At 63.8% G+C, this 19,005-nt stretch carries 16 protein-coding genes and 1 pseudogene; 7 read left to right on the top strand and 10 right to left on the bottom strand.

Annotated features, from left to right (window positions below; translation table 11 throughout):
* Positions 1-40: 40 nt before the first annotated feature.
* Positions 41-1,924 carry an ABC transporter substrate-binding protein gene (locus TTER_RS10520; RefSeq protein WP_012876007.1) on the bottom strand — a complete coding sequence of 628 codons (1,884 nt, stop codon included), beginning with the start codon at positions 1,922-1,924 and terminating at the stop codon, positions 41-43.
* Positions 1,925-2,053: 129 nt separating this feature from the next.
* Positions 2,054-3,100 (bottom strand): ABC transporter ATP-binding protein, encoded by a 1,047-nt coding sequence (locus TTER_RS10515; RefSeq protein ID WP_012876006.1) that lies wholly within the window; start codon positions 3,098-3,100, stop codon positions 2,054-2,056.
* Positions 3,101-3,275: 175 nt separating this feature from the next.
* Between TTER_RS10515 and TTER_RS10510 the strand changes: the two genes are divergently transcribed.
* Positions 3,276-4,076 (top strand): TIGR01458 family HAD-type hydrolase, encoded by an 801-nt coding sequence (locus tag TTER_RS10510; protein ID WP_012876005.1) that lies wholly within the window; start codon positions 3,276-3,278, stop codon positions 4,074-4,076.
* 91 nt (positions 4,077-4,167) lie between these two features.
* Complete coding sequence (locus tag TTER_RS10505; protein WP_012876004.1) at positions 4,168-4,815, top strand: DedA family protein; 648 nt, start codon at positions 4,168-4,170, stop codon at positions 4,813-4,815.
* Here the strand turns inward: TTER_RS10505 and TTER_RS10500 are convergent.
* The 5 genes from TTER_RS10500 to aroF form a co-directional block, all read right to left on the bottom strand.
* On the bottom strand, positions 4,787-6,805 hold the full coding sequence (locus TTER_RS10500; RefSeq protein WP_012876003.1) for an APC family permease: 2,019 nt from the start codon (positions 6,803-6,805) through the stop codon (positions 4,787-4,789). The two genes, TTER_RS10505 and TTER_RS10500, sit on opposite strands and share 29 nt — an antisense overlap.
* Before the next feature lie 28 nt (positions 6,806-6,833).
* On the bottom strand, positions 6,834-7,190 hold the full coding sequence (locus tag TTER_RS10495) for a hypothetical protein (RefSeq protein WP_012876002.1): 357 nt from the start codon (positions 7,188-7,190) through the stop codon (positions 6,834-6,836).
* Positions 7,191-7,274: 84 nt separating this feature from the next.
* Entirely contained in the window at positions 7,275-7,976 is a 702-nt protein-coding gene (locus tag TTER_RS10490) for a response regulator transcription factor (RefSeq protein ID WP_012876001.1), read from the bottom strand.
* A gap of 3 nt (positions 7,977-7,979) precedes the next feature.
* Positions 7,980-9,470 (bottom strand): DUF4118 domain-containing protein, encoded by a 1,491-nt coding sequence (locus TTER_RS10485; protein WP_012876000.1) that lies wholly within the window; start codon positions 9,468-9,470, stop codon positions 7,980-7,982.
* Positions 9,471-9,514: 44 nt separating this feature from the next.
* Positions 9,515-10,570 carry a 3-deoxy-7-phosphoheptulonate synthase gene (gene aroF, locus TTER_RS10480; RefSeq protein WP_012875999.1) on the bottom strand — a complete coding sequence of 352 codons (1,056 nt, stop codon included), beginning with the start codon at positions 10,568-10,570 and terminating at the stop codon, positions 9,515-9,517.
* 511 nt (positions 10,571-11,081) lie between these two features.
* Here aroF and TTER_RS10475 point away from each other — a divergent pair.
* A complete protein-coding gene (locus TTER_RS10475; RefSeq protein WP_012875998.1) occupies positions 11,082-12,389 on the top strand; it encodes a choice-of-anchor P family protein in 1,308 nt (435 codons plus the stop codon).
* Between the two features lie 26 nt (positions 12,390-12,415).
* Here the strand turns inward: TTER_RS10475 and TTER_RS14915 are convergent, their stop codons facing one another.
* Entirely contained in the window at positions 12,416-14,248 is a 1,833-nt protein-coding gene (locus TTER_RS14915) for an ADP-ribosylglycohydrolase family protein (RefSeq protein ID WP_012875997.1), read from the bottom strand.
* Complete coding sequence (locus TTER_RS10465; RefSeq protein WP_148211991.1) at positions 14,214-14,609, bottom strand: hypothetical protein; 396 nt, start codon at positions 14,607-14,609, stop codon at positions 14,214-14,216. Before TTER_RS10465 ends, TTER_RS14915 begins: the two co-directional genes overlap by 35 nt.
* 68 nt (positions 14,610-14,677) lie before the next feature.
* Between TTER_RS10465 and TTER_RS15635 the strand changes: the two genes are divergently transcribed.
* The 3 genes and pseudogenes from TTER_RS15635 to TTER_RS14905 all read left to right on the top strand — a co-directional run.
* On the top strand, positions 14,678-15,439 hold the full coding sequence (locus TTER_RS15635; RefSeq protein WP_148211990.1) for a hypothetical protein: 762 nt from the start codon (positions 14,678-14,680) through the stop codon (positions 15,437-15,439).
* A complete protein-coding gene (locus tag TTER_RS15825; protein WP_338131995.1) occupies positions 15,321-15,581 on the top strand; it encodes a gluzincin family metallopeptidase in 261 nt (86 codons plus the stop codon). The genes TTER_RS15635 and TTER_RS15825 overlap by 119 nt, the downstream gene beginning before the upstream one ends.
* A 15-nt stretch (positions 15,582-15,596) precedes the next feature.
* Positions 15,597-17,030: pseudogene (locus TTER_RS14905) on the top strand (M4 family metallopeptidase); the annotation flags it as partial.
* A gap of 164 nt (positions 17,031-17,194) precedes the next feature.
* Here TTER_RS14905 and TTER_RS10455 read toward each other — a convergent pair.
* A complete protein-coding gene (locus TTER_RS10455; protein ID WP_012875994.1) occupies positions 17,195-18,343 on the bottom strand; it encodes a LacI family DNA-binding transcriptional regulator in 1,149 nt (382 codons plus the stop codon).
* 223 nt (positions 18,344-18,566) lie between these two features.
* Between TTER_RS10455 and TTER_RS10450 the strand changes: the two genes are divergently transcribed.
* Complete coding sequence (locus TTER_RS10450; protein WP_012875993.1) at positions 18,567-19,004, top strand: Fur family transcriptional regulator; 438 nt, start codon at positions 18,567-18,569, stop codon at positions 19,002-19,004.
* Position 19,005 lies beyond the last annotated feature (1 nt).

Here is a 19,005-nt window from a genome sequence, read left to right as displayed (position 1 = left end):
CGATGGTGTCGGGAGAGAAAACCCCGACACCACGTACTTACTACTCCGGCTTAACCGTGGTTAGCACTATCAATGCCTCGGGCATCCAGGTGGATCCTACAGCATAGGGGTTTTTCTCGTTGGGGAAGTCTGTAAACCTGCGGGTGTTGTATTCGTACCACATCGGGCCCGGGAATAATGGCAGGGAGGGCGCATTCTCCACGAACAGCAGCTGCAACTGCTCAGCGATCTTCTTCTGCTCGTTAATGTCCGAGGTCGAAGCGAACTGATCCAGTAGCTTGTCGGCCTGATCGTTCTTGTACCTGTGCCAGTTCTCGCCCGAGGGCGTACCTATAGGTTGGTAAGTCAGACGCGACATCTGTCCTCTATAGAAGTTGAAGGGCGTGGGGCCACCTGAGCTCCAGCCGATGGACATATCGAAGTCTCCCTTCTGCACCTTGTCGAACCAGACGTTGTAGTCGTAGCTCTTGACGGATACGTTGATGCCCACCTGCTTAAGGTTCTGCGCCATTATCTGGCAAGCAGACACCCAGTCCGTCCACCCAGCAACCACGTACAGCTGATAAACCAGCGGCCTGCCCTGGAAGGTGCGGATGCCTCCAGCTCCTCTCCTGAGGCCGGCAGCGTCCAGCATCTGGTTGGCCTTGTTGGGGTCGTACTTGACCCAATCTCCCTTCTGTACGGCCTCCTGGCTCTTCCAGGTACTGTAGGCGTCGCTCAGCCCTGTGGCGTCTGCTGGGTGAGTGTAATTGTACTCAGCAACCTTGGCTATCTGGTCACGGTTGATCGCCATGCTGATGGCCTTGCGAACGTTGGGGTCATCGAAGGGCTTCTTAGTAGTATTCAAGTAGAGCATCACATCCGCACCCAAGGCTGGGAACCAATAGCCGAAGTGCTGCGGGTCCTTGGCCACAAAGGTGCGCTGGATGTCGGGGATGAAGTTTGCAGCCCAATCCACCTCTCCCTTGATCGTCGCCAGGTTGGCCTGATCATTACCTGGATAAGCCGGCATGCGTAGGACCTCTACGTAGGGCTTGCCCTGCTGCCAGTAGTTAGGGTTCTTCCCCAGCTCGTACACCTGATTTCGGAAGGTCTTGACCTGCGTGAACGGTCCGGTAGCTACAGGATTGGGGTTGGTGAACTTCGCAGGATCCTTGATATCTTTCCAGATGTGCTCCGGCACGATTACCTGCCCACCTATATCGTAGAAGCCGATGGTATAGAGCTTCTTGAACTTGAACTGCACGGTCTTCTCGTCCAGCGCCTTGACCGAAGCTAGGTACTCCCAGGCTCCAGACCCACCACCTACAAGACCTTTGTTCTGGTGCATATAATTAAATGTAAACTCTACGTCCTTGGCAGTCATGGGTTGACCATCGGACCACTTGACACCATCGCGTATGGTGAAAGTAAGGGTCTTGTTGTCATCACTCCACTCCCACTTAGTGGCGAGCCATGGCACCACCTGCTGCTTGACAGTGTTGTATATGATTAAGGGTTCGTAAATGCCGTTGGTAGTCGGCCAAAGGTTGTTGGCCGAGAACGGGTTGAAGTTACGTATCCAGGTAGACTGCAGCTGCGCGGAGACCGTGAGCGCCTTGCCGCCCCCTGTAGTGCCACCTGGGGTCGTGCTTGCTGCCGGGGAAGCAGCTGGCGTCTGCGCAGGTGAAGGGGATGGCGATGCGGCTGATGAGCTGGGAGAAGCTCCGGACGGGCTGGGCGAGGCACCAGAGGGGCTGGGTGATGGTGAGGCCGCGGAAGGGCTGGGAGATGCTCCAGATGGGCTAGGAGAAGCCGCCCCTCCGGTAGTAGTAGTGGGAGTCCCACCGGCCCCGCCCCCACACGCCACCAACACCACACTGCCGGCCGCCGCAGCTGACATGCGCAGGAACTTCCTCCTGTCGAGCTTGTTGCCTTCTGCCATACTAGCTACTCCTTTCTGTAAACATGTATGTGAATCGAACACTGATATGGACAGTATGTGGGCAAGACCAGAGAAAAGGGCTGCAGACCTACCCTATAGGATCACCTCCTTTACAGCGCACAACAACCCTCAGGTACTAGATGAGCTCACAGCTCGAGAGCTATCGACCTCCACGTCCCTCCCAGGGCCGTACAGATGGCAGCGCACCCAGTGGTTGGGCTCCACCACCTCGACCCCGGGCATCACCTTCCTACAGATGTCCATGACGTGAGGGCACCTGGGGGCAAACGGACATCCAGGGGGAGGATCTATAAGCGATGGCACCTCTCCCCTAGCCTCCACTCCTCGCTTGCGCAGCCCCGCATGGGGATCCGGCACCGCCGAGAGCAGCAGGCGCGTGTAGGGGTGCGCGGGACGCGTGATCACCGCCTCGCTGTCCCCGCCCTCCACCATGCGGCCGGCGTACATGACGTTGACCTCGTCCCCTATGTAGCGGGCGCTGGCGATATCATGAGTTATGTAAAGATAGCTGATGCCCCGCTCCTCCTTCAGGCGCTCCATGAGGTTGAGGATGCCTATGCGGATCGAGACGTCCAGCATCGAGATGGGCTCGTCCGCGAGCATCAGCTCGGGATCCACGGCCAGGGCCCGGGCAAACGCCACCCTCTGCCTCTGCCCGCCCGAGAGCTGGTGGGGGTACTTGGAGGCGAAGTCCTCGGGGGGATTGAGCCCCACGGACGCCAACAGCTCATGCACCCTGTCCCGGAGCTCCTCCTTGCCCCGCACCTTCTTGTGGATCAGCAGCGGGCGCTCCAGGTGATGTCGGATCGTGTGCACGGGGTTGAGCGACCCAAAGGGGTCCTGGAACACCATCTGCACCTGGCTGCGGTACTCCAGCGAGGCCTTGCGGGGCTCCTCCTTGAGGACGTTCCGACCCTTGAAGACGATCTCGCCGCTCGTCGCCGGTATGAGCCTGGCTATGAGTCGAGCAGTGGTGCTCTTGCCGCTGCCCGACTCCCCTACCAGGGCGACCACCTTGCCCTTACCTATGTCGAAGCTCACGTCCTCCAGGGCGTGCACGCTCTTGCGCGAGAAGAGCGTGCCAACGGGGAAGTGCTTCGTGAGATGGCGTATCCGCAAGATAGGCAAGTGCCCATTCCTATCTTCTCCTGCCACTAATGCTCCCTTCCTGTAAACTAAAGATTATAAAGAGACTAAATTATATGGTTCGTTTACTACCTGCGGTAAAAGATATATCTTATGCATTTTTTTGTCAAGAGCTGCCAGGGATAATTTCCATTCCACAATTATTGTACAATCGGCTGTAGGATCATTAGGCAGGTGGTAGGTAATGCAGATCAAAGGTTTGCTACTGGATATAGATGGGGTGTTGGTGGACGCGGGTAGGTCCGTGCCCCGCGGGCCTGAGGCTCTAAGGGCCCTCGCCTCCGAGGGCGTTCCCTACCGCTTAGTCTCCAACTCCTCCCAGCGCAGCAGGCGGGCGCTGGCGATGCGACTGCAGTCCATGGGCTACTCAGTGGACACCGAGGAGATATTCACCCCCGCGGTGGCTGCAGCTAGGTTCCTCGTCTCCAAGCGGGCTTCCGCCTACCTGGCCGTCAGGGACGAGGCCAAGGAGGACTTCCAGGAGGTGGGCGTGCGCGAGGACGACAGGCGCCCGCGCTACGTCGTGCTCGGCGACATGGGGGAGGACGTGACGTACGGCCGGTTGAACCGCATCCTGAGGTTTCTGCTAGGGGGCTCCCAGCTCATAGCCCTCGGGAGGACACGCATCTGGCGAGCTCCCGATGGTCCAGCCCTGGACGTGGGGCCCTTCGTGGCGCTGTTCGAGGAGGCCACGGGGAGGCAGGCGATCGTGTTCGGCAAGCCCGAGCCCAAGATGTTCGAGGAGGCCGCCCACTCGATGAGGCTCAAGCTGGGGGATGTGGCGATGGTGGGCGACGACGCCGACGTGGACGTGGCCGCCGCCAAGAGGGCTGGTGCTGGCCTGGGCGTGTTGGTGCGGACCGGGAAGTACCGTCCGGGCGACGAGGCGCGCTACGACCCCCCACCGGACGAGGTGCACGACTCCTTCCCGGACTTCGTGGACCACTTCCTGTCCGCCGTGCGGTCGGCAGCGGGCAGCCCGTAGCTTGCCTCCGGGGCCATCTTGTCTCATACTCTCATTATGAGGCACGCATGCCCTCGCACATCGCTCGCCCCTCCCGGTTGGTGGGGCTGATATGGCACCGCACCTGGACGCTGGCCACCTGTTGGGCACGTACGGCTACCTGGCGCTCTTCCTGCTCGTCGCCGCGGAGAGCACCGGCATCCCTGTGCCCGGGGAGACTATGCTGATCGCCGCCGGCGTGCTGGCCGGCACCTCCCACGTCCTGGACGTCCGGTGGGTGATACTCACGGCCTCGGCCGCGGCGATCGCGGGCGACAACCTGGGCTACTGGATCGGGCGCACCGGCGGCCAAAGGCTGCTGGAGCGCTTCGGCAGGTACCTCCGGCTGGACGAGAGGCGGCTGGCGCTGGGCAGGTGGCTCTTCGCCCGCTATGGAGGACGGATCGTGTTCTTTGGGCGCTTCGTGTCCATCCTGCGGACTTGGGCGGCCTTCCTGGCGGGCGTCAACGCCATGCTCTGGGAGTCCTTCCTGCTGTACAACGCCCTCGGTGGCATCACCTGGGCCACGGCCTACGGCCTCCTGAGCTACTTCCTCGGGGCCCGCATCTCCGAGCTGGAGGGACCCATGAGGCTTGTGTCCGTCGCCGGGCTGGTGGCCGCCCTGCTGCTGGTCGCCGTGGCCATCAGGAAGGGGGAGTCCCGCCTCATGGCCACGATGGAGCGGTCGGAGGCTACTTCTCCAGGTGATAGGGCACGTTAGCCACCACCACGCCAGGGTAGAACAGCAGCGCGGCCTTTATCCGGAGCGCAGTCTGGTTGTGCAGCAGCTGCTCCCACCAGTGGGAGGGCACGAACTCGGGCAGCACCACCACCACCGTATCGTCCGGATACGTCTCCTTGAGGGCGCTGATGTAAGCCAACAGCGGCCTCAGCAGCGACCTATACGGTGACTCTATGATGAGCAGCTCCACCTCTGGGTTCCAGCGGTACCACGCCTTGCGCAGCTCCTCGGCCTCCTGTGGATCGTCCTCCACGTGCACGGCCACCACCTGCGCGTTCTGCCTGGTGATCGCCTGCGCGAAGGCCACGGCCTGCTTGGCTTGCACCCCTAGATCCCTGATGGGCACCACCGCGCGCAGGCGTATCTGCTGCGGGTCCATTGGTATCTCGGTCTTCCTGGTGGTCTCCAACCGCACGTAGTGCTTGTGGATCGCCCATAAGGTCAGCACCGCCACGGGCACCAGCACTATCACGAGCCAGGCGCCGTGGGTGAACTTGGTGATGCCTATGATCAGCGTCACGATGCCCGTGATCACCGCGCCCACACCGTTGATGATGGCCGAACGCCGCCATCCCCGCTCGCGCTCGCGCCGCCAGTGCACCACCATGCCCGCCTGCGAGAGGGTGAAGCTGGTGAACACGCCCACGGCATACAGCGGGATCAGCTTCTCCACGCTGCCCTTGAACACCAGCTCCAGCACTATCGCCACCACGGACAGGGCGATTATCCCGCTCGTGAAGGCCAACCTGTCGCCTCGGTACTGGAACACCCTGGGCGCGTAGCGGTCCTTGGCCAGGATGGACATCAGGCGCGGGAAGTCCATGAAGGCCGTGGTGGCGGCGAGCACCAGGATGAGCGCCGTAGATACCTGCAGGACCCACCACATCGGGCCAGGGCCGAAGATCGAGCGCCCTATCTGAGACAAGACCGTCTCATCAGTGGCCGGCAGCACATGCATGTGCGTGGCCAGGAAACCCACACCCAATACGAGCGTTGCCAAGATAATGGCCATCCAGGACATCGTCGTGCGCGCATTACGCCACTCGGGAGGTTTGAATGCGGGGACGCCGTTGGCTATGGCCTCGGTCCCGGTCATGGCCGAGCAGCCCTCGGAGAAAGCCGCCAGCAGCAGGAGGAGGCCGAACTGCCGACCACCAGGGTGCACCGCCGAGGGCGGCGGGGTGTAGTGGATCCCCCCACCCAGCGTGAGCTTGTACAGCCCCACCAGGATCGTGACGTACACGCTGACTATGAACACGTAGGGGGGCAGGGTGAACACTGTCCCGGACTCCCTGATCCCCCTCAGGTTCACGATCATGATGAACAGGATGGCAGCCACCGTGATCTCCACGGTGTAGGGCAGCAGCCTGGGGAAGAGGGAGGTGATGGCCGCCGTGCCGGAGGCGATCGAGACCGCCACCGTCAGGATGTAGTCGAACAGGAGCGAGGAGGCCGCCACCAGGCCAGGTATGGGCCCCAGGTTCTCGCTGGCCACTATGTAGCTGCCGCCTCCCGAGGGATAAGCCTTGATGGTCTGACGGTAAGAGAAGGCTACTATGGCTATGAGCAGGGCTATGGCGATAGCTATGGGCCAGGTAAACGACAGGTAGGCCAGGCCAGCCGTGATCAGTATCCTCATCGTCGCCTCGGGACCGTAGGCCACCGAGGAGATGGCATCTGAGGAGAGCACAGCCAACCCCTTGATCTTGTTCAACCTCTCGTGCACCTCCAGCGCTGAGGGGATCGGCCTGCCCACTATCAACCGTCGCAGCCTGCCCAGCAACCCCTTGGGCTCCACCACGTCCGGGCGAGGCACCAGCCAGCCAGGCCCGGTACGGTAGAACTCCTGGCTCGGCTGGACGCGCACGAAACGGTTGCCAGGTTTGGCCCCACGCACTAGCTGCCTTTTCTCCAGGTCGCTGTAGGAGATCCTCCTGCTGGAGGTCCCTCGTCCATCGTTCCCGTTCATAGCCCGCACAAACCTCCGGAAGCCATATCTAGCGCTTGCCCCTGCTGAACAGCCGCCCTCCATACCTGCGCAGGCGGCTGCCGATACCCCCGACGGTGGAGCGCAGTCCTGGCCGGCGGCACGTCACCGGTGCGTACACGGCGGACGCCTCCTGGTCGACGCGCGGCCTCACCTCCACCTCGACGCCGTAGGCGGTGGCGAGCTCGCGGAGGGTCGCCTCCAACAGCGCCAGCTCAAAGCCTGGCAGCGGCTCCAGCTCGGGTAGGAGCACCACGACCCTCCAGGAAGGGTCCGATGCCGCCAGCACGCAGGCCGCCTCGAGCTCATCTCGGGAGCTCCTGCCCATGTAGAGGACGTATATGTGTCGTGCTTCTGCTTGCTCCACCAGCTGCCTCCAGTAGAGTATGGCAGCCGGGGCGTTAGGGAGATGTTGGGAAAAGCCGGCAAGCTGTTAGGAAGATGTTAGAGCTTAGCCGTCGACCATCAGCCGGTAGCCCACCCCGGGTTCCGTGAGGATGTAGCGGGGGTGAGTGGGATCATCGCCCAGCTTGCGCCTGATCTGGGTGATGGTGTACCGCAGGTTGGAGGTATCCGCCGGCTGCTCGGAGCCCCACACCTCCCGCAGGAGCATGCGATGCGTCACCACCTTGCCGCCGTGCACCGCCAGGCACTTGAGGACGTCGTACTCCGTGGGAGTCAGGCGCACCAGCTGCCCCGCCACATAGACCGCCCGCCGCTCAAGGTCTATGGTCAGGTCCCCGCTGCGCACGATCATCTCCGGCTGCCCCTTGCTGCCGGCTCGCCGCAGCGCTGCCCGGAGCCTTGCCAGCAGCTCGGCCACCCCGAAGGGCTTCACCAGGTAGTCGTCGGCGCCCGTGTCCAGAGCCCTTACCTTGTCGTTCTCCTCCCCCATCACGGAGAGCACGATGATCGGCACGTCGGACCTCGCCCGCAGCCAGGCGCACACCTCCAACCCACTGAGCCCGGGCATCCGGAGGTCGAGCAGCACGGCGTCGAACGGCTGCAGCCCGAACAGCTCCATCCCCTCCTCCCCAGATGAGGCCACGCTGACGGCGTAGCCAGCGTTTGTCAGCACCGACTTGAGGATGCGCAGGATCTCGTGCTCGTCGTCGATCACCAGCACCCTAGCCTTGGGCTGTCGCTGGGACACAACCTACCTCCCGTCCGTGCCCTGCAGGGGGAGCGCAAAGGAGAACTCCACCTGGCCTTCCCCGACGCGGGCGGCGCGCACGCTGCCGCCGTGGGCCTCCACGATGGCCTTGCAGATGGTCAGCCCCAGCCCGCTGCCCGGGTTCTCCCCGCCGGCGCGGTAGAACTTGTCGAACACCCGACGCAGCTCCTCGTCGCTCAGGGGTCGACATGTGCGGTTGCGCACCCACACGCGCACCTGCAGCGCCTCGACGGCGGCGCCGACCTGGATCTCGGTCCCCGGGGGAGAGAACTTGCAGGCGTTGTCCAGGAGGTTGGTGAGCACCTGGTCGATCTGCAGGGCGTCAAAGGCCACCAAGGGCAGATCGGGGGGGAAATCCAGCAGCACGGGACGCTCCCCCAGCAGGGGCCGCAGGCGCTGGAGCACGGCCCCCACTATCTCATCCAGGGCTTGCGGCTCCGGGTGGGGCCTGAGCACCCCGGCCTCTATCCTGGACATGTCCAGCAGGTTGCCTACCAGGCGGTCGAGGCGGGACGCCTCGCGGTCTATGGATAGCGCGAGCTCGCGCAGCGCCGGGGGCATCTCCGGCGCCTCCAGCATGCCGCCCGCCGCCGCCCGGATAACGGATAGCGGTGTCCGCAGCTCATGCGACATCGAGGAGAGCAGCGCGCTCTTCATGCGGTCCGACTCCTCCAGCAGCGCTGCCCGCTGCTCCTCGGCCATCAGCCTCTCGCGCTCCATCGCCACCGCCACCTGATCGGCACAGGCCCTCAGCACCCGCAGCTCATCGGCGCTGAAGGGCAGCCCCTGCGCGTCTCGGTAGGCCATCAGCACGCCCCTCGACCGATCCTCCAGCATCAGGGGCACTGCCACCCTGTGGGGCGGATCCTCCCCCGCGACAGGCGCGGGCCACTGGACGACGGTCCGCAGCCTGCCATTCTCGTCCGGGATGATCACCTTGCAGGCCGACAGCCCAAGCATCTCCGAGATGTTGGTCACCAGCCGCCGCAGCAGTCCCTCCAGGTTGACGTCCAGCAGGATGGAGCGCGTCAGGTCGTTGACCACCTCCAGCTCTCGAGCCCGCCTGTGGAGCTGAGCCTCGCGCGACCTCAGGTTGCCCGCCAGCTGCCCGGTGATGAGCGCGGTGACCAGGAAGAGGCAGAGGGCCAGCCACTCGTCGGGATCGCGGATCGTGAGGGACCACGTGGGCTGCACGAAGAACCAGTCGAACGCCAGGAAGGCCGCCACCGAGGCCAGCACCGCTGGACCGCTCCCGTACAGCACCGCCAGGGCGAGCACCAGCAGCAGGTAGATCATGGAGATGTTGGCGATGTGCCAGCGAGTGAACACCAGGGAGATGAGGCGGGTGATCGCCGCCACCCCCCCGATCGCCAGCAGGTAGCCCGACCACCGCCCACGCCCGAGGGGCGCCAGCCACGACCAGCGCCCCTTGGCCGCCCTGTAAGCATAAGACAAGTTCTGAGCCGCGCGCATCTCGCCTGATTATAGCACCGCGCGCACAGGGAGGGCAGGTCCCGCTAGGCGCTCACCCCCTGGGGCTCGCGTGCGGGCTCGGCGGCGGATCTGCCGATAGCGCTGGCCACCCTCCTGACGCCTGCCATCAGCTCCTCAAAACCCTCAAACGTCACCTGCTGGGCGTTGTCGCTCATCGCACCCTCCGGATTGGGATGCACCTCCACCAACAACCCATCAGCTCCAGCCGCCACAGCCGCCAAACTCACAGGCACCACCAAACTAGCCCTCCCTGTCCCCTGACTGGGATCCCCTATCACAGGCAGGTGCGATAACCCCTTCACCAACGCTATCGCCCCCACATCAAACACGTTCCTCGTGTAAGGATCAAACGACCTTATACCCCTCTCACACAACACCACTCGCCTGTTGCCCTGCGCCATGATGTACTCCGCTGCCAACAACCACTCCTCTACCGTCGCACTCATCCCACGCTTCAAAAGCACTGGCATCTCCGTCCTCCCCACCGCCTCCAACAACGCATAGTTCTGCATGTTCCTCGTGCCTATCTGCAGCATGTCCGCATACTCCATCACCACCGGCAGCTCCTCCACACTCATCACCTCCGTCACCACCCCCAAACCCGTCTCCTCCCTCGCCCTGGCCAGTATCTCCAATCCCCTCACTCCCATCCCTCGAAAACTGTACGGCGAGGTCCTGGGCTTGTAGGCCCCTCCCCTCAACAGCTTCCCTCCAGCAGCCTTCACCGCCCTGGCAGTCGCCAGCGTCTGCTCCTCGCTCTCCACACTGCATGGCCCTCCTATCACCACCACCTCCTCCCCTCCTATCCTCACCCCGTTGACCTCCACCACCGTGTCCTGGGGATGAAACTCCCTGCTGGCCAGCTTGAAAGGCTTGCTGATCGGCACCAGGCTCTCCACCCCACTCATGCCCCCTAGCACTCCTGCTATCCGATGCACGTCCACCCCCTGCCCTATCACCCCTATCACCGTCCTCTCCATCCCTCGACTCACATGCGCACTCAATCCCTCCACCTCTATCCTCTCTATCACCCTCCCTATCTCCTCCTCTGTAGCACTGGACTTCATTATTACCAACATCTCGATCCTCCCTCTCGGTATTTGTGTTCTGGGAAGAGAACTCTTACGTCCGCCGCCCAAAATACAGAGAGGGGACCTTCCGCTCTCCCGGAAGGTCCCCTCTCCAAGTTAGCTGGTCTAACGTAATCCCTACAACCTAGCCACCTGCCGACCTCCCGGGCAACGCGTAGTAGCCAAAAAAGTAAAAGTAAAAGTAGTAGGCAAAGTAATAGCCCGGAAGGCTAACTAGGCGGCGGAGATAGGCAAGCGACGACGGGCGCGGACTCCAGGTTGTCCCTGCAAGGTCTGCCGTAGTTTGTAAGCTTGCGCCCAGCTCGGAAGTCATCTCTTCCCTTGCCATCTGTTGTTGGTACGAAATGTACCATACCCACAATCGGAAGTCAAGATACAGCCTATATTTGACTTAGTGCAAATATTCAAAGTCAAAATTTGAATTAACTTGAATTTCTATCTTAATAGGTGTACAAATTCATTACCAAAATCTATTTGCAAGTAAAAAAGGAGGTCAAGAATGGGTACGGGATCTGTTCGAGCAAGGCTTTGGAGCTTGGTGACTTTGCTGGTGTTACTGATGGCGACGCTACTCGTGCCACCGGAGGCATCGGCCGAGGACAATCTGCGGGGGTCCTTCATGGGCAGCGCTTACAGCTCACAGGTGTCCGCGAACCTGCTGGCGATCAACGCGGAGCTGGGCAAGACCATCTATACGCCGTGTCCCTGCAACGGCACGCGAGGTAGGGTGATTACGAACTCTCTGGCAAGCGTGCACGCAGGCAACATCCTGAACCTAGGAGCTGCCAAGGCGTCAGTGCAGGCGTACAAGAAGCCCACATCGGCGTACGTAAGCAACGTCGCGGAGATCACAGGGCTTAACCTGCTGAATGGCCTGATCACGGCAGACGCTATCAAGGCCGTCGCCACCACCAGGGCAGACACTACCAAGGTGCAGAGCTTCTGGGGAGCGTCACGCTTCGTCAACCTAAAGGTCAACGGCAGAAGTATCCTCTCGGTGCGCGCCAACACTCAGATCGATCTGCCTGGGCTGGGCTACCTGGTGCTCCAGGAGGTGAAGCGCGGAGGTAACGACCGCAGCTACTCCACCGTGAGCATCGCGATGATCCACGTGTACGTTACCACGTCCAACAGCCTCGGCCTGCCCGTGGGCGCGGAGATCGTGGTAGGCTACGCCAAGAGCGGCTTCACGCGCCGGGAGCCCACCGTGATAGCGGGTGGTCAGGCCTACACGGCGCTGGGGAAGGCGGCGGCAGGCAGCACTACGGGAAGGCTTGGGAAGGTAGCGCTTGTTTCCCTGGGATGCCTGAGCGCCGCCAACAAAGCATACACTAACACCACCGCGGGCGCAAGCATCGCCGGCGGGATCCTGAGCACCGGCGTGGGCACCAACACCGCCGAGATCACCACGGGCACGAGCTCCACCAGCGTCACGACCACCAGCGAGGTGGCCGACGTCAGCCTGCTGGGAGGGCTCATACGGCTCGACGGGCTCAAGGCGGTGGCCACCGCCAGCAGCGCCAACGGCAGGCTCTCCACCTCCACGGCGGGCACTCGCTTCGCCAACCTGGTGGTGTTGGGTGTACCCTTGCCCGTGAACGTGGCGCCCAACACCCGCATAGAACTGCCCCTCGTGGGCTACGTGATCCTCAACGAGCAGACCGGGAGCGTGACCTCTACGGGCGCCTCGGTCAGCGTGAACATGATCCACGTGTACGTCACCACCCGCAACACGCTCGGCCTGCCCGTGGGCACCGAGATCATCGTCGGCCACGCCAACGCCTCGATCAAGCCGTTTACGGACTAAGCTTCCCTGGGTGTAGGGGGCACCCCCTACACCCACACCACTGCCGTGTCGCCAGCGTACAGCCTATCGGGCAGGGAGAGCACGAGATGGGCCTCGGGCTCTCCCCCGCCCCTCACGAACCCCAACAGCACCTCGTGCTCCCCACGGGCAAGCTCCAGGTCCACGTAGTACCCACCGTAGCCCGAGTAGTTGGGCCTGATAGGCCCCTCGTCTCCCACGTCCACCACCAGCACCCCATCCACCCACGCCCTCACGGGGCAGCTTGCGGGCACCCCGAGCCTCACCCGCAGGTCCCTGGGCACCCGGACCCTCCCCCTCAGGTAGGCCTCCCGCCAGCCCGCCGGCAGCACCTCCAGCGGCAACCTGTTGCCCTCCGCCCAGCACTCCCGCCAGCCGGAGGCTCCACCATCCATGGCCAACGCCCACTCCCACCTGCGCCCCCTCACCAGCACCAGGGGCACCCCGGGCTCGGCGGGCCTGCCCACCGGCTCGCACGCTAGATACCCCAGCAGGCGGTTGCCCTCCCACTCCGGGGGATTCAGCTCCCACTCCAGGTGCGCGCTGCCCTGGCCCTCCACCTCCAGCTCCCTCCTACCATAGCTCCTGCCGCCCAGCACCAGCTCGCACCCTATCGCCAGCGCCTCGGGATGGGGGTTGGTCAGCTCCACCCGCAACCTCTTGCCCCTGCCCACGTAGGCGGGGCCCTCCGGATAGCTTACCCTGTAGCGCAGGCTCGTGCCCTCCACCTCGTAGCTCATCGGATCCCTCTCCCACAGCTCCCTGATGCCCTCGTCCGCCATCAGCTCGTGGTGGTCCTCGGGCACGGGCACCCTGCCCCCAGGCACCCCATGCCAGGCCAGCACCCTCTGGGCCACCCGCACGACCCTCTCCGTCAGCTCCCCCAGATCCCGCGGCACGGGGTGGCTTCCCGAGACGTGCTTGATACCTCCCCAGCTCTCGTTGGTGGCGATCCCTTCCCCCAGCGGCTCCACCCACCGGGAGGGCAGCCCCCGCCTGCCGCTGATGATCCCCAGTATCGCCCCCAGCGTCGCCCCGGTGCAGTCCGTGTCGTACCCGCAGTTGACCGCCTTGCACAGCGCGTCCCCAAAGTCCTCCCCCCACAGCCAGCCTATCACCTCGAACCCCAGGTTGATCGGGGCGTACTGCGCCACAGGATGTCCCACGACCCGCAGCACCTCCTCCCTGGCCTCCAGCCATCCCAGCCCCCGCGCACGCGCCTCCAGCACCGCCTCGATCGCCACCCTCACCTTGCTCCAGGGCGGCACGTACGACAGCCCCACCTCCAGCAAGGCCTGCCTATTCCTCACCACGAACGCCGAGGCCTCCACAGCCGCGTGGAACATCTCCCCCCACACGCCCTCCCCGCCCGCGTGGTCGCAGATCGCGTCCTCGTAGGCGTACCGCGCCGCCACCCGGGGCAACCCAGGCGCCACGCACGCCCAGATCTCCGAGCGGATGGGGCTGCCCATGCAGTCCCGAAACCAGTTGTTGAACGCCCCGCACACCGGCGGCAGCAACCCCAGCTGCATGTTTGTCTTGGACAGGCCGTACTCATCGAAGTTGTACCCTATATGGTCCAGCCAGTAGCTCACCAGGTCCACGGCCCGCAGCCCTGGCCCCACCTCCTCCAGCGCCTTCAGCCACACCAGCTGCATCTCCAGGTCGTCGTTGGGTATGCCCCCCTCCCGCAGTTCGGGATACCACCACACGTCGAAGGGCTCCCTCTGCCCCCAGGCACGCTCCAGGGGTGCTCCAAGCGTGCCCCCGCTGTTCTTCCCCAGCCAGCACCCGTACACCCTGTCCCTATACTCCTCGCCAGTTACCTCCAAGTAACGCATCCTCTCCTCCAGTCCAGCATCTACTCGTAGCTACTAGAATACACCAAGCGTCCGTCAGCGCTGCTAACAATCTACTAACAAACACAAACAATATTAGTACATTGATAGGACCGTCCAAGGAGGTGCTCAGATGACCATAATCTAGCATAATCAACGCTGCCTCACGCGCCCTCAACCACAGATATTTCCATAGCACTACCCTTAGCAGGAGTAAGCCTATGAAGAGATATCTCAGATGGTTGTGCGTCTGTGCGCTGATCATGACCCTGTGCTTGCCCACCCTGCCGGCAGGCACCGAGCCCACCCTGGCCTCCGGCGATCGGCAGGAGCGGGAGCTGCTGAGCTCGCTGGGCAACCCCACTCACGCCCGCAACGCCGCCACCGGCAAGATAAGCTACCTGCGAGGCACCCCCAGCTCGCCCCTCTACCGTGCGCGGGCTCCACAGGCCGACCCCGGTCGCGGCGGCACGCGCGTTTCTGGCCGAATACGGCCCGCTGTTCGGGGCAAGAGATCAGGCCAGAGAGCTGGTAGTCAAGCGGGTCAGGCAACTCGACCGCGGCCGCAGGAGCGTGCGCTTCCAGCAGGTGTACGAGGGCATACCCATCATAGCCGGAGAGATGTACGTGCAGCTGGACCGGGAGGGGAACGTCATATCCGCCAACGGCGAGCTGCTGCCCGTGTGGACCTTGGATGTCCACCCGTCCGTGTCGGCCGACGTCGCTAGGGGCAAGGCGCTGTGGCTGGTGGCCGAGGCGCACCATGTGCCCATCCATCGACTGCGTGCCAGCAGGCCACAGCTGTGGGTCTACGACCCGAGGCTGATAGGTGCTCCCCCCAACACCGGCACATCGCTCGTCTGGAGGCTGGAGGTGCACGGGGGGGCGGCGGCTGGGCGAGATAAACGAGTTCGTGGTGGTGGACGCGCACACCGGCCGAGTCCTCCTGCACTTCAATCAGGTGGAGACGGCCAAGTCACGGCAGGTGTGCGACAACAACAACGTACCCTACGAGTCCTACGTCTGCACCAGCCCGGTCCGCTCGGAGGGCGATCCCCCCAAGTCGGTGCCCGAGGTGGACCGCGCCTACGACTTCTCGGGAGGCGTGTACGACTTCTACTACAGCAGGTTCGGCAGGGACAGCCTGGACGGGGCGGGGATGCCCATCGTGTCCACCGTCAGGTACTGCCCTGACGACTACGAGTGCCCCTACGAAGACGCCTTCTGGTCTCGCTCCTTCCAGCAAGTGGTCTACGGCGATGGGTTCACGGCGGACGACGTCGTGGGGCACGAGCTCACCCATGTAGTGACGCAGTTCACCTCCGGGCTGATATAATACAGCCAGTCCGGGGCCATCAACGAGTCGCTGTCGGACGTCTTCGGCGAGCTGTACGACCTCACGAACGGCGCGGGCACGGACACCAGGGCCACGCGTTGGCTACAGGGCGAGGACACACCCATCTGGGCCATCCGGAACATGGCGGATCCCCCGCAGATGGGCGATCCCGACAGGATGAGCAGCCCGTACTACTACACGGGCAGCGGGGACAACGGCAGGGTGCACACCAACAGCGGCGTGAACAACAAGGCCGCATACCTCATGGTCGACGGGGGCAGCTTCAACGGTTGGACCGTCAGAGGGCTGGGGATAGACAAGGTCGCCGCCATCTACTACGAGGTGGAAACCAACTTCCTGCTCTCCGGCAGCGATTACGGCGACCTGTACGTGGGGCTGCAGCAGGCATGCCTCAACCTGGTGGGCACCCGCGGCATCACCCCCGCGGACTGCGGCGAGGTGAAGAAGGCCGTTGATGCCACGGAGATGAACCTAAGGCCCGGCGACCAGATGCCACCCACGGGCAGCATCCAGATCGCTGGCGGGGCGGATTATACTAACAACGCCCAGGTGACCATCCAGATCAACGCCACCGACAGGGGGTGGGGCGTAAGCTCGATGGCCATCTGGAACGCGGGGGAGAGATCGTCCGGGTGGCAGTCCTACAGCGAATCCGTCAGCTGGACCCTCCCTGCGGGCGATGGGCCCAAGACCGTGTACGCTAGCTTCCGGGACGCCGCGGGCAACACCTCGGAGATCGTCTCCGATACCATAGTGCTGGACACCACCAGGCCGGTGGCCAAGGCGCCCACGGTCAGCCTGCCGGCGGGCTCCACCTTGGGCACGAGCAAGATCCCGGTGAGGGTGGCCTGGTCCGCGACCGACGCCAACGGCATCGGGAGCTACCTAGTGCAGATGTCGACCTACGACGGGAGCGCATGGTCCGCCTGGAGCACCATCTACAGGGGCGGGGCCACCAGCACCACGAAGCACCTGGCTCCGGGCACCTACAGGTTCCGCGTGCAGGCGACCGACCGCGCGGGCAACGAGAGCGCATTCGCCTCCAGCCCCATAACGACGGTAGCCGCCGTGCAGGAGAACTCCTCGGCCATCAGCTACTCCAGTGGCTGGAAGCGGACCGCCAGGACCGGTGCCTACGGAGGCTACGTCAAGTACCACACGCAGGCCGGAGCCACGGCCACCCTGCGCTTCCGGGGCCGCAGCGTCTCCCTGGTGACGCCCAAGGCCGCGAGCCTGGGCAAGGCGGAGATACGCGTGGACGGGGTCAGGGCGGCGATCGTGGACCTGTACGCCTCAAGCACTCAGGCGCGCAAGGTGGTGTACACCAAGGCGTGGAGCAGCTCCGGCAGCCACACGGTCACCGTCAAGGTGCTGGGCACCTCCGGCAGGCCGAGGGTGGACATCGACGCGTTCGTCATCCTGAGGTAGCCCCGAGGGGATCCCGGGATCCCCAGGCCTGCATCCCCCCGAAGCAACCCCGGGGGGATGCAGGCTCGCGATGGCTGGAGGGGACACATCCGATGCGAGCAAGGCCATCTCCCCACGAGTAGGAGCATAGGCCGGGGGAACTTGCTGTGGCGGAGGGGGCAGCCCTAGCCAGGCAGCTGGGACCGCACGACCTGCTGAGAGGTGCCCGCGAGGTCCTGGATCTGGTCGGTGGAGATATGGGGGACGATCGTGACCGGTAGCACCACGTGCCTGTAGGGCCTCTCCCCTCCTTGCTTTATCCGCTCCATGAGCAGGCGAGCGGCCTCCACGCCCATGTGCCTGGAGGGCAGCACGGCGGTCATCGCCCCGAGCGTGTAGAGGGCCTCGGGGTTGTCGTCCGCGGCCGAGGCCAGGGCCACCTGTCCGGGCTCCAGCCCGATGCGGGCCAGGTCCTTGGCGACAACGGTCAGCACGTGGCTGTTGGCCGCCAGCATGGCCGTGGGCCTGTAAGGGGCGGACATCCACCCACGCAGGATCGCCAGCCTGCCGTCCTCGGGTAGCGAGTCGTAGGGGCGCAGCGCGGTCAGGTCGGGGATGATCTCGAGCCCGTGCTCCCGCAGCGCCTGCAGGTGCCCAGCTAGGTTCTCCTGCACGCTCGTGCACGAGGTCTCACCCCACACGGTGGCGATGTGCTTGTGCCCGCGCCCGATGAGCTCCTTGGTCAGCAGGTACCCGGCCGACCAGCTGTCGGGCAAGACCCTGTCGGTCGGCACGTTCGGGTAGTAGCGGTCGACCATCACCACGGGCATGCCCTCCTGCAGCAGGGCCTCTATATGCACGGCGTTGGGGGAACCATCCACCGGGTACAGGATCACGCCCACGGCCCCCGCCTGCCTGGCGCGCCTGAGGTTCTGCACCTCGGTCTGGGCCGAGAGCATGGAGTCGAACAGGAGCGTGTGGAAGCCCTCCGCCCTGCAGACCTCCTCTATGCCCCTGAGGATCTCGATGACGTGGTGCCCGTGCAGCACCTCGAATATGCAGGCTATCAGCCTGCCCTCCCTGTGCCCCTGTGGCGGCGACTCCATCGTGCCCGTGACGAACGTCCCCAGCCCGCGCCTGCGGGTCAGCACGCCCTCGCGCACCAGGTCGTTGAGGGCGCGGGCGGCGGTGATGCGGCTGACCCCGAAGCGCCTGCACACCTCCTTCTCGGTGATGAAAGACTGGCCGGGCACGAACCTGCCCTGCCGTATCTCGTTGAGCAGCGCCATCTTGATCTTGTAGTACTCTGGCAGCGGTCTGTCTTCCAAGCTCATCGGGCTCCACCTCGGTTGATTTGTCAACACATCAAATATATCATAATCCGCGCTCGATCTCGACACCCATAGCCTTGGAGCAACGCACATGCGGGCATATATAGCAAAGATCGTGGCCCGAGCATACTCCTCTTAGGATTCGGCCAACCCCCTTGAAAAATATATGTATTTGCAGTAAAGTGCAATAAGAAAAACATGCAGTATGGCCAGAGGGAGGTGATACATGGCCGACCAAGCTCCCAAGATGACGATGGAGAGCGCCGTGGAGGTGCTCAAGCGGCAGGGCTGCAGGATAACCCCGCAGCGCATCATGATCCTGGAGTACCTGCTGTCCACCGACGACCACGTGACCGCCGAGGAGCTCTACGAGCAGGTCAAGCTGATGTACCCCCACATCAGCTTCTCCACGGTCTACAGGACCCTCGAGCTGCTCAGGGACGCCGGGCTCATCACCCAGACGGACCTCGGCAAGGGCACGTGGAGCTACCATCCCATAGACCGCGCCGACCACCATCACCTGATATGTCTGGGATGCGGCGAGATGTGGGAGATACCTCAGGACACGTTCGACGAGGTGCACCGGCAGATCATGGAGCGCTACAGCTTCGACGCCCTGATGGTACACTACGCGATCTACGGCCGCTGCGAGCGCTGCCGGTAGC

The sequence above is a fragment of the Thermobaculum terrenum ATCC BAA-798 genome, assembly GCF_000025005.1.
GTDB classification, from domain to species: Bacteria; Chloroflexota; Chloroflexia; order Thermobaculales; family Thermobaculaceae; genus Thermobaculum; species Thermobaculum terrenum.
The sequence above is the reverse complement of the archived record's forward strand: the minus strand, read 5'-3'. Positions and strand labels throughout refer to the sequence as shown.

What these genes read in the sequence shown, in the direction of transcription:
- TTER_RS10485 (WP_012876000.1), bottom strand. Translation starts at nt 9,470, where the DNA reads ATGCGCGCGGCTCAGAACTTGTCTTATGCTTACAGGGCGGCCAAGGGG.
- aroF (WP_012875999.1), bottom strand. Translation starts at nt 10,570, where the DNA reads ATGTTGGTAATAATGAAGTCCAGTGCTACAGAGGAGGAGATAGGGAGG.
- TTER_RS10475 (WP_012875998.1), top strand. Translation starts at nt 11,082, where the DNA reads ATGGGTACGGGATCTGTTCGAGCAAGGCTTTGGAGCTTGGTGACTTTG.
- TTER_RS14915 (WP_012875997.1), bottom strand. Translation starts at nt 14,248, where the DNA reads ATGCGTTACTTGGAGGTAACTGGCGAGGAGTATAGGGACAGGGTGTAC.
- TTER_RS10455 (WP_012875994.1), bottom strand. Translation starts at nt 18,343, where the DNA reads ATGAGCTTGGAAGACAGACCGCTGCCAGAGTACTACAAGATCAAGATG.
- TTER_RS10505 (WP_012876004.1), top strand. Translation starts at nt 4,168, where the DNA reads ATGGCACCGCACCTGGACGCTGGCCACCTGTTGGGCACGTACGGCTAC.
- TTER_RS10500 (WP_012876003.1), bottom strand. Translation starts at nt 6,805, where the DNA reads ATGAACGGGAACGATGGACGAGGGACCTCCAGCAGGAGGATCTCCTAC.
- TTER_RS10510 (WP_012876005.1), top strand. Translation starts at nt 3,276, where the DNA reads ATGCAGATCAAAGGTTTGCTACTGGATATAGATGGGGTGTTGGTGGAC.
- TTER_RS10520 (WP_012876007.1), bottom strand. Translation starts at nt 1,924, where the DNA reads ATGGCAGAAGGCAACAAGCTCGACAGGAGGAAGTTCCTGCGCATGTCA.
- TTER_RS10450 (WP_012875993.1), top strand. Translation starts at nt 18,567, where the DNA reads ATGGCCGACCAAGCTCCCAAGATGACGATGGAGAGCGCCGTGGAGGTG.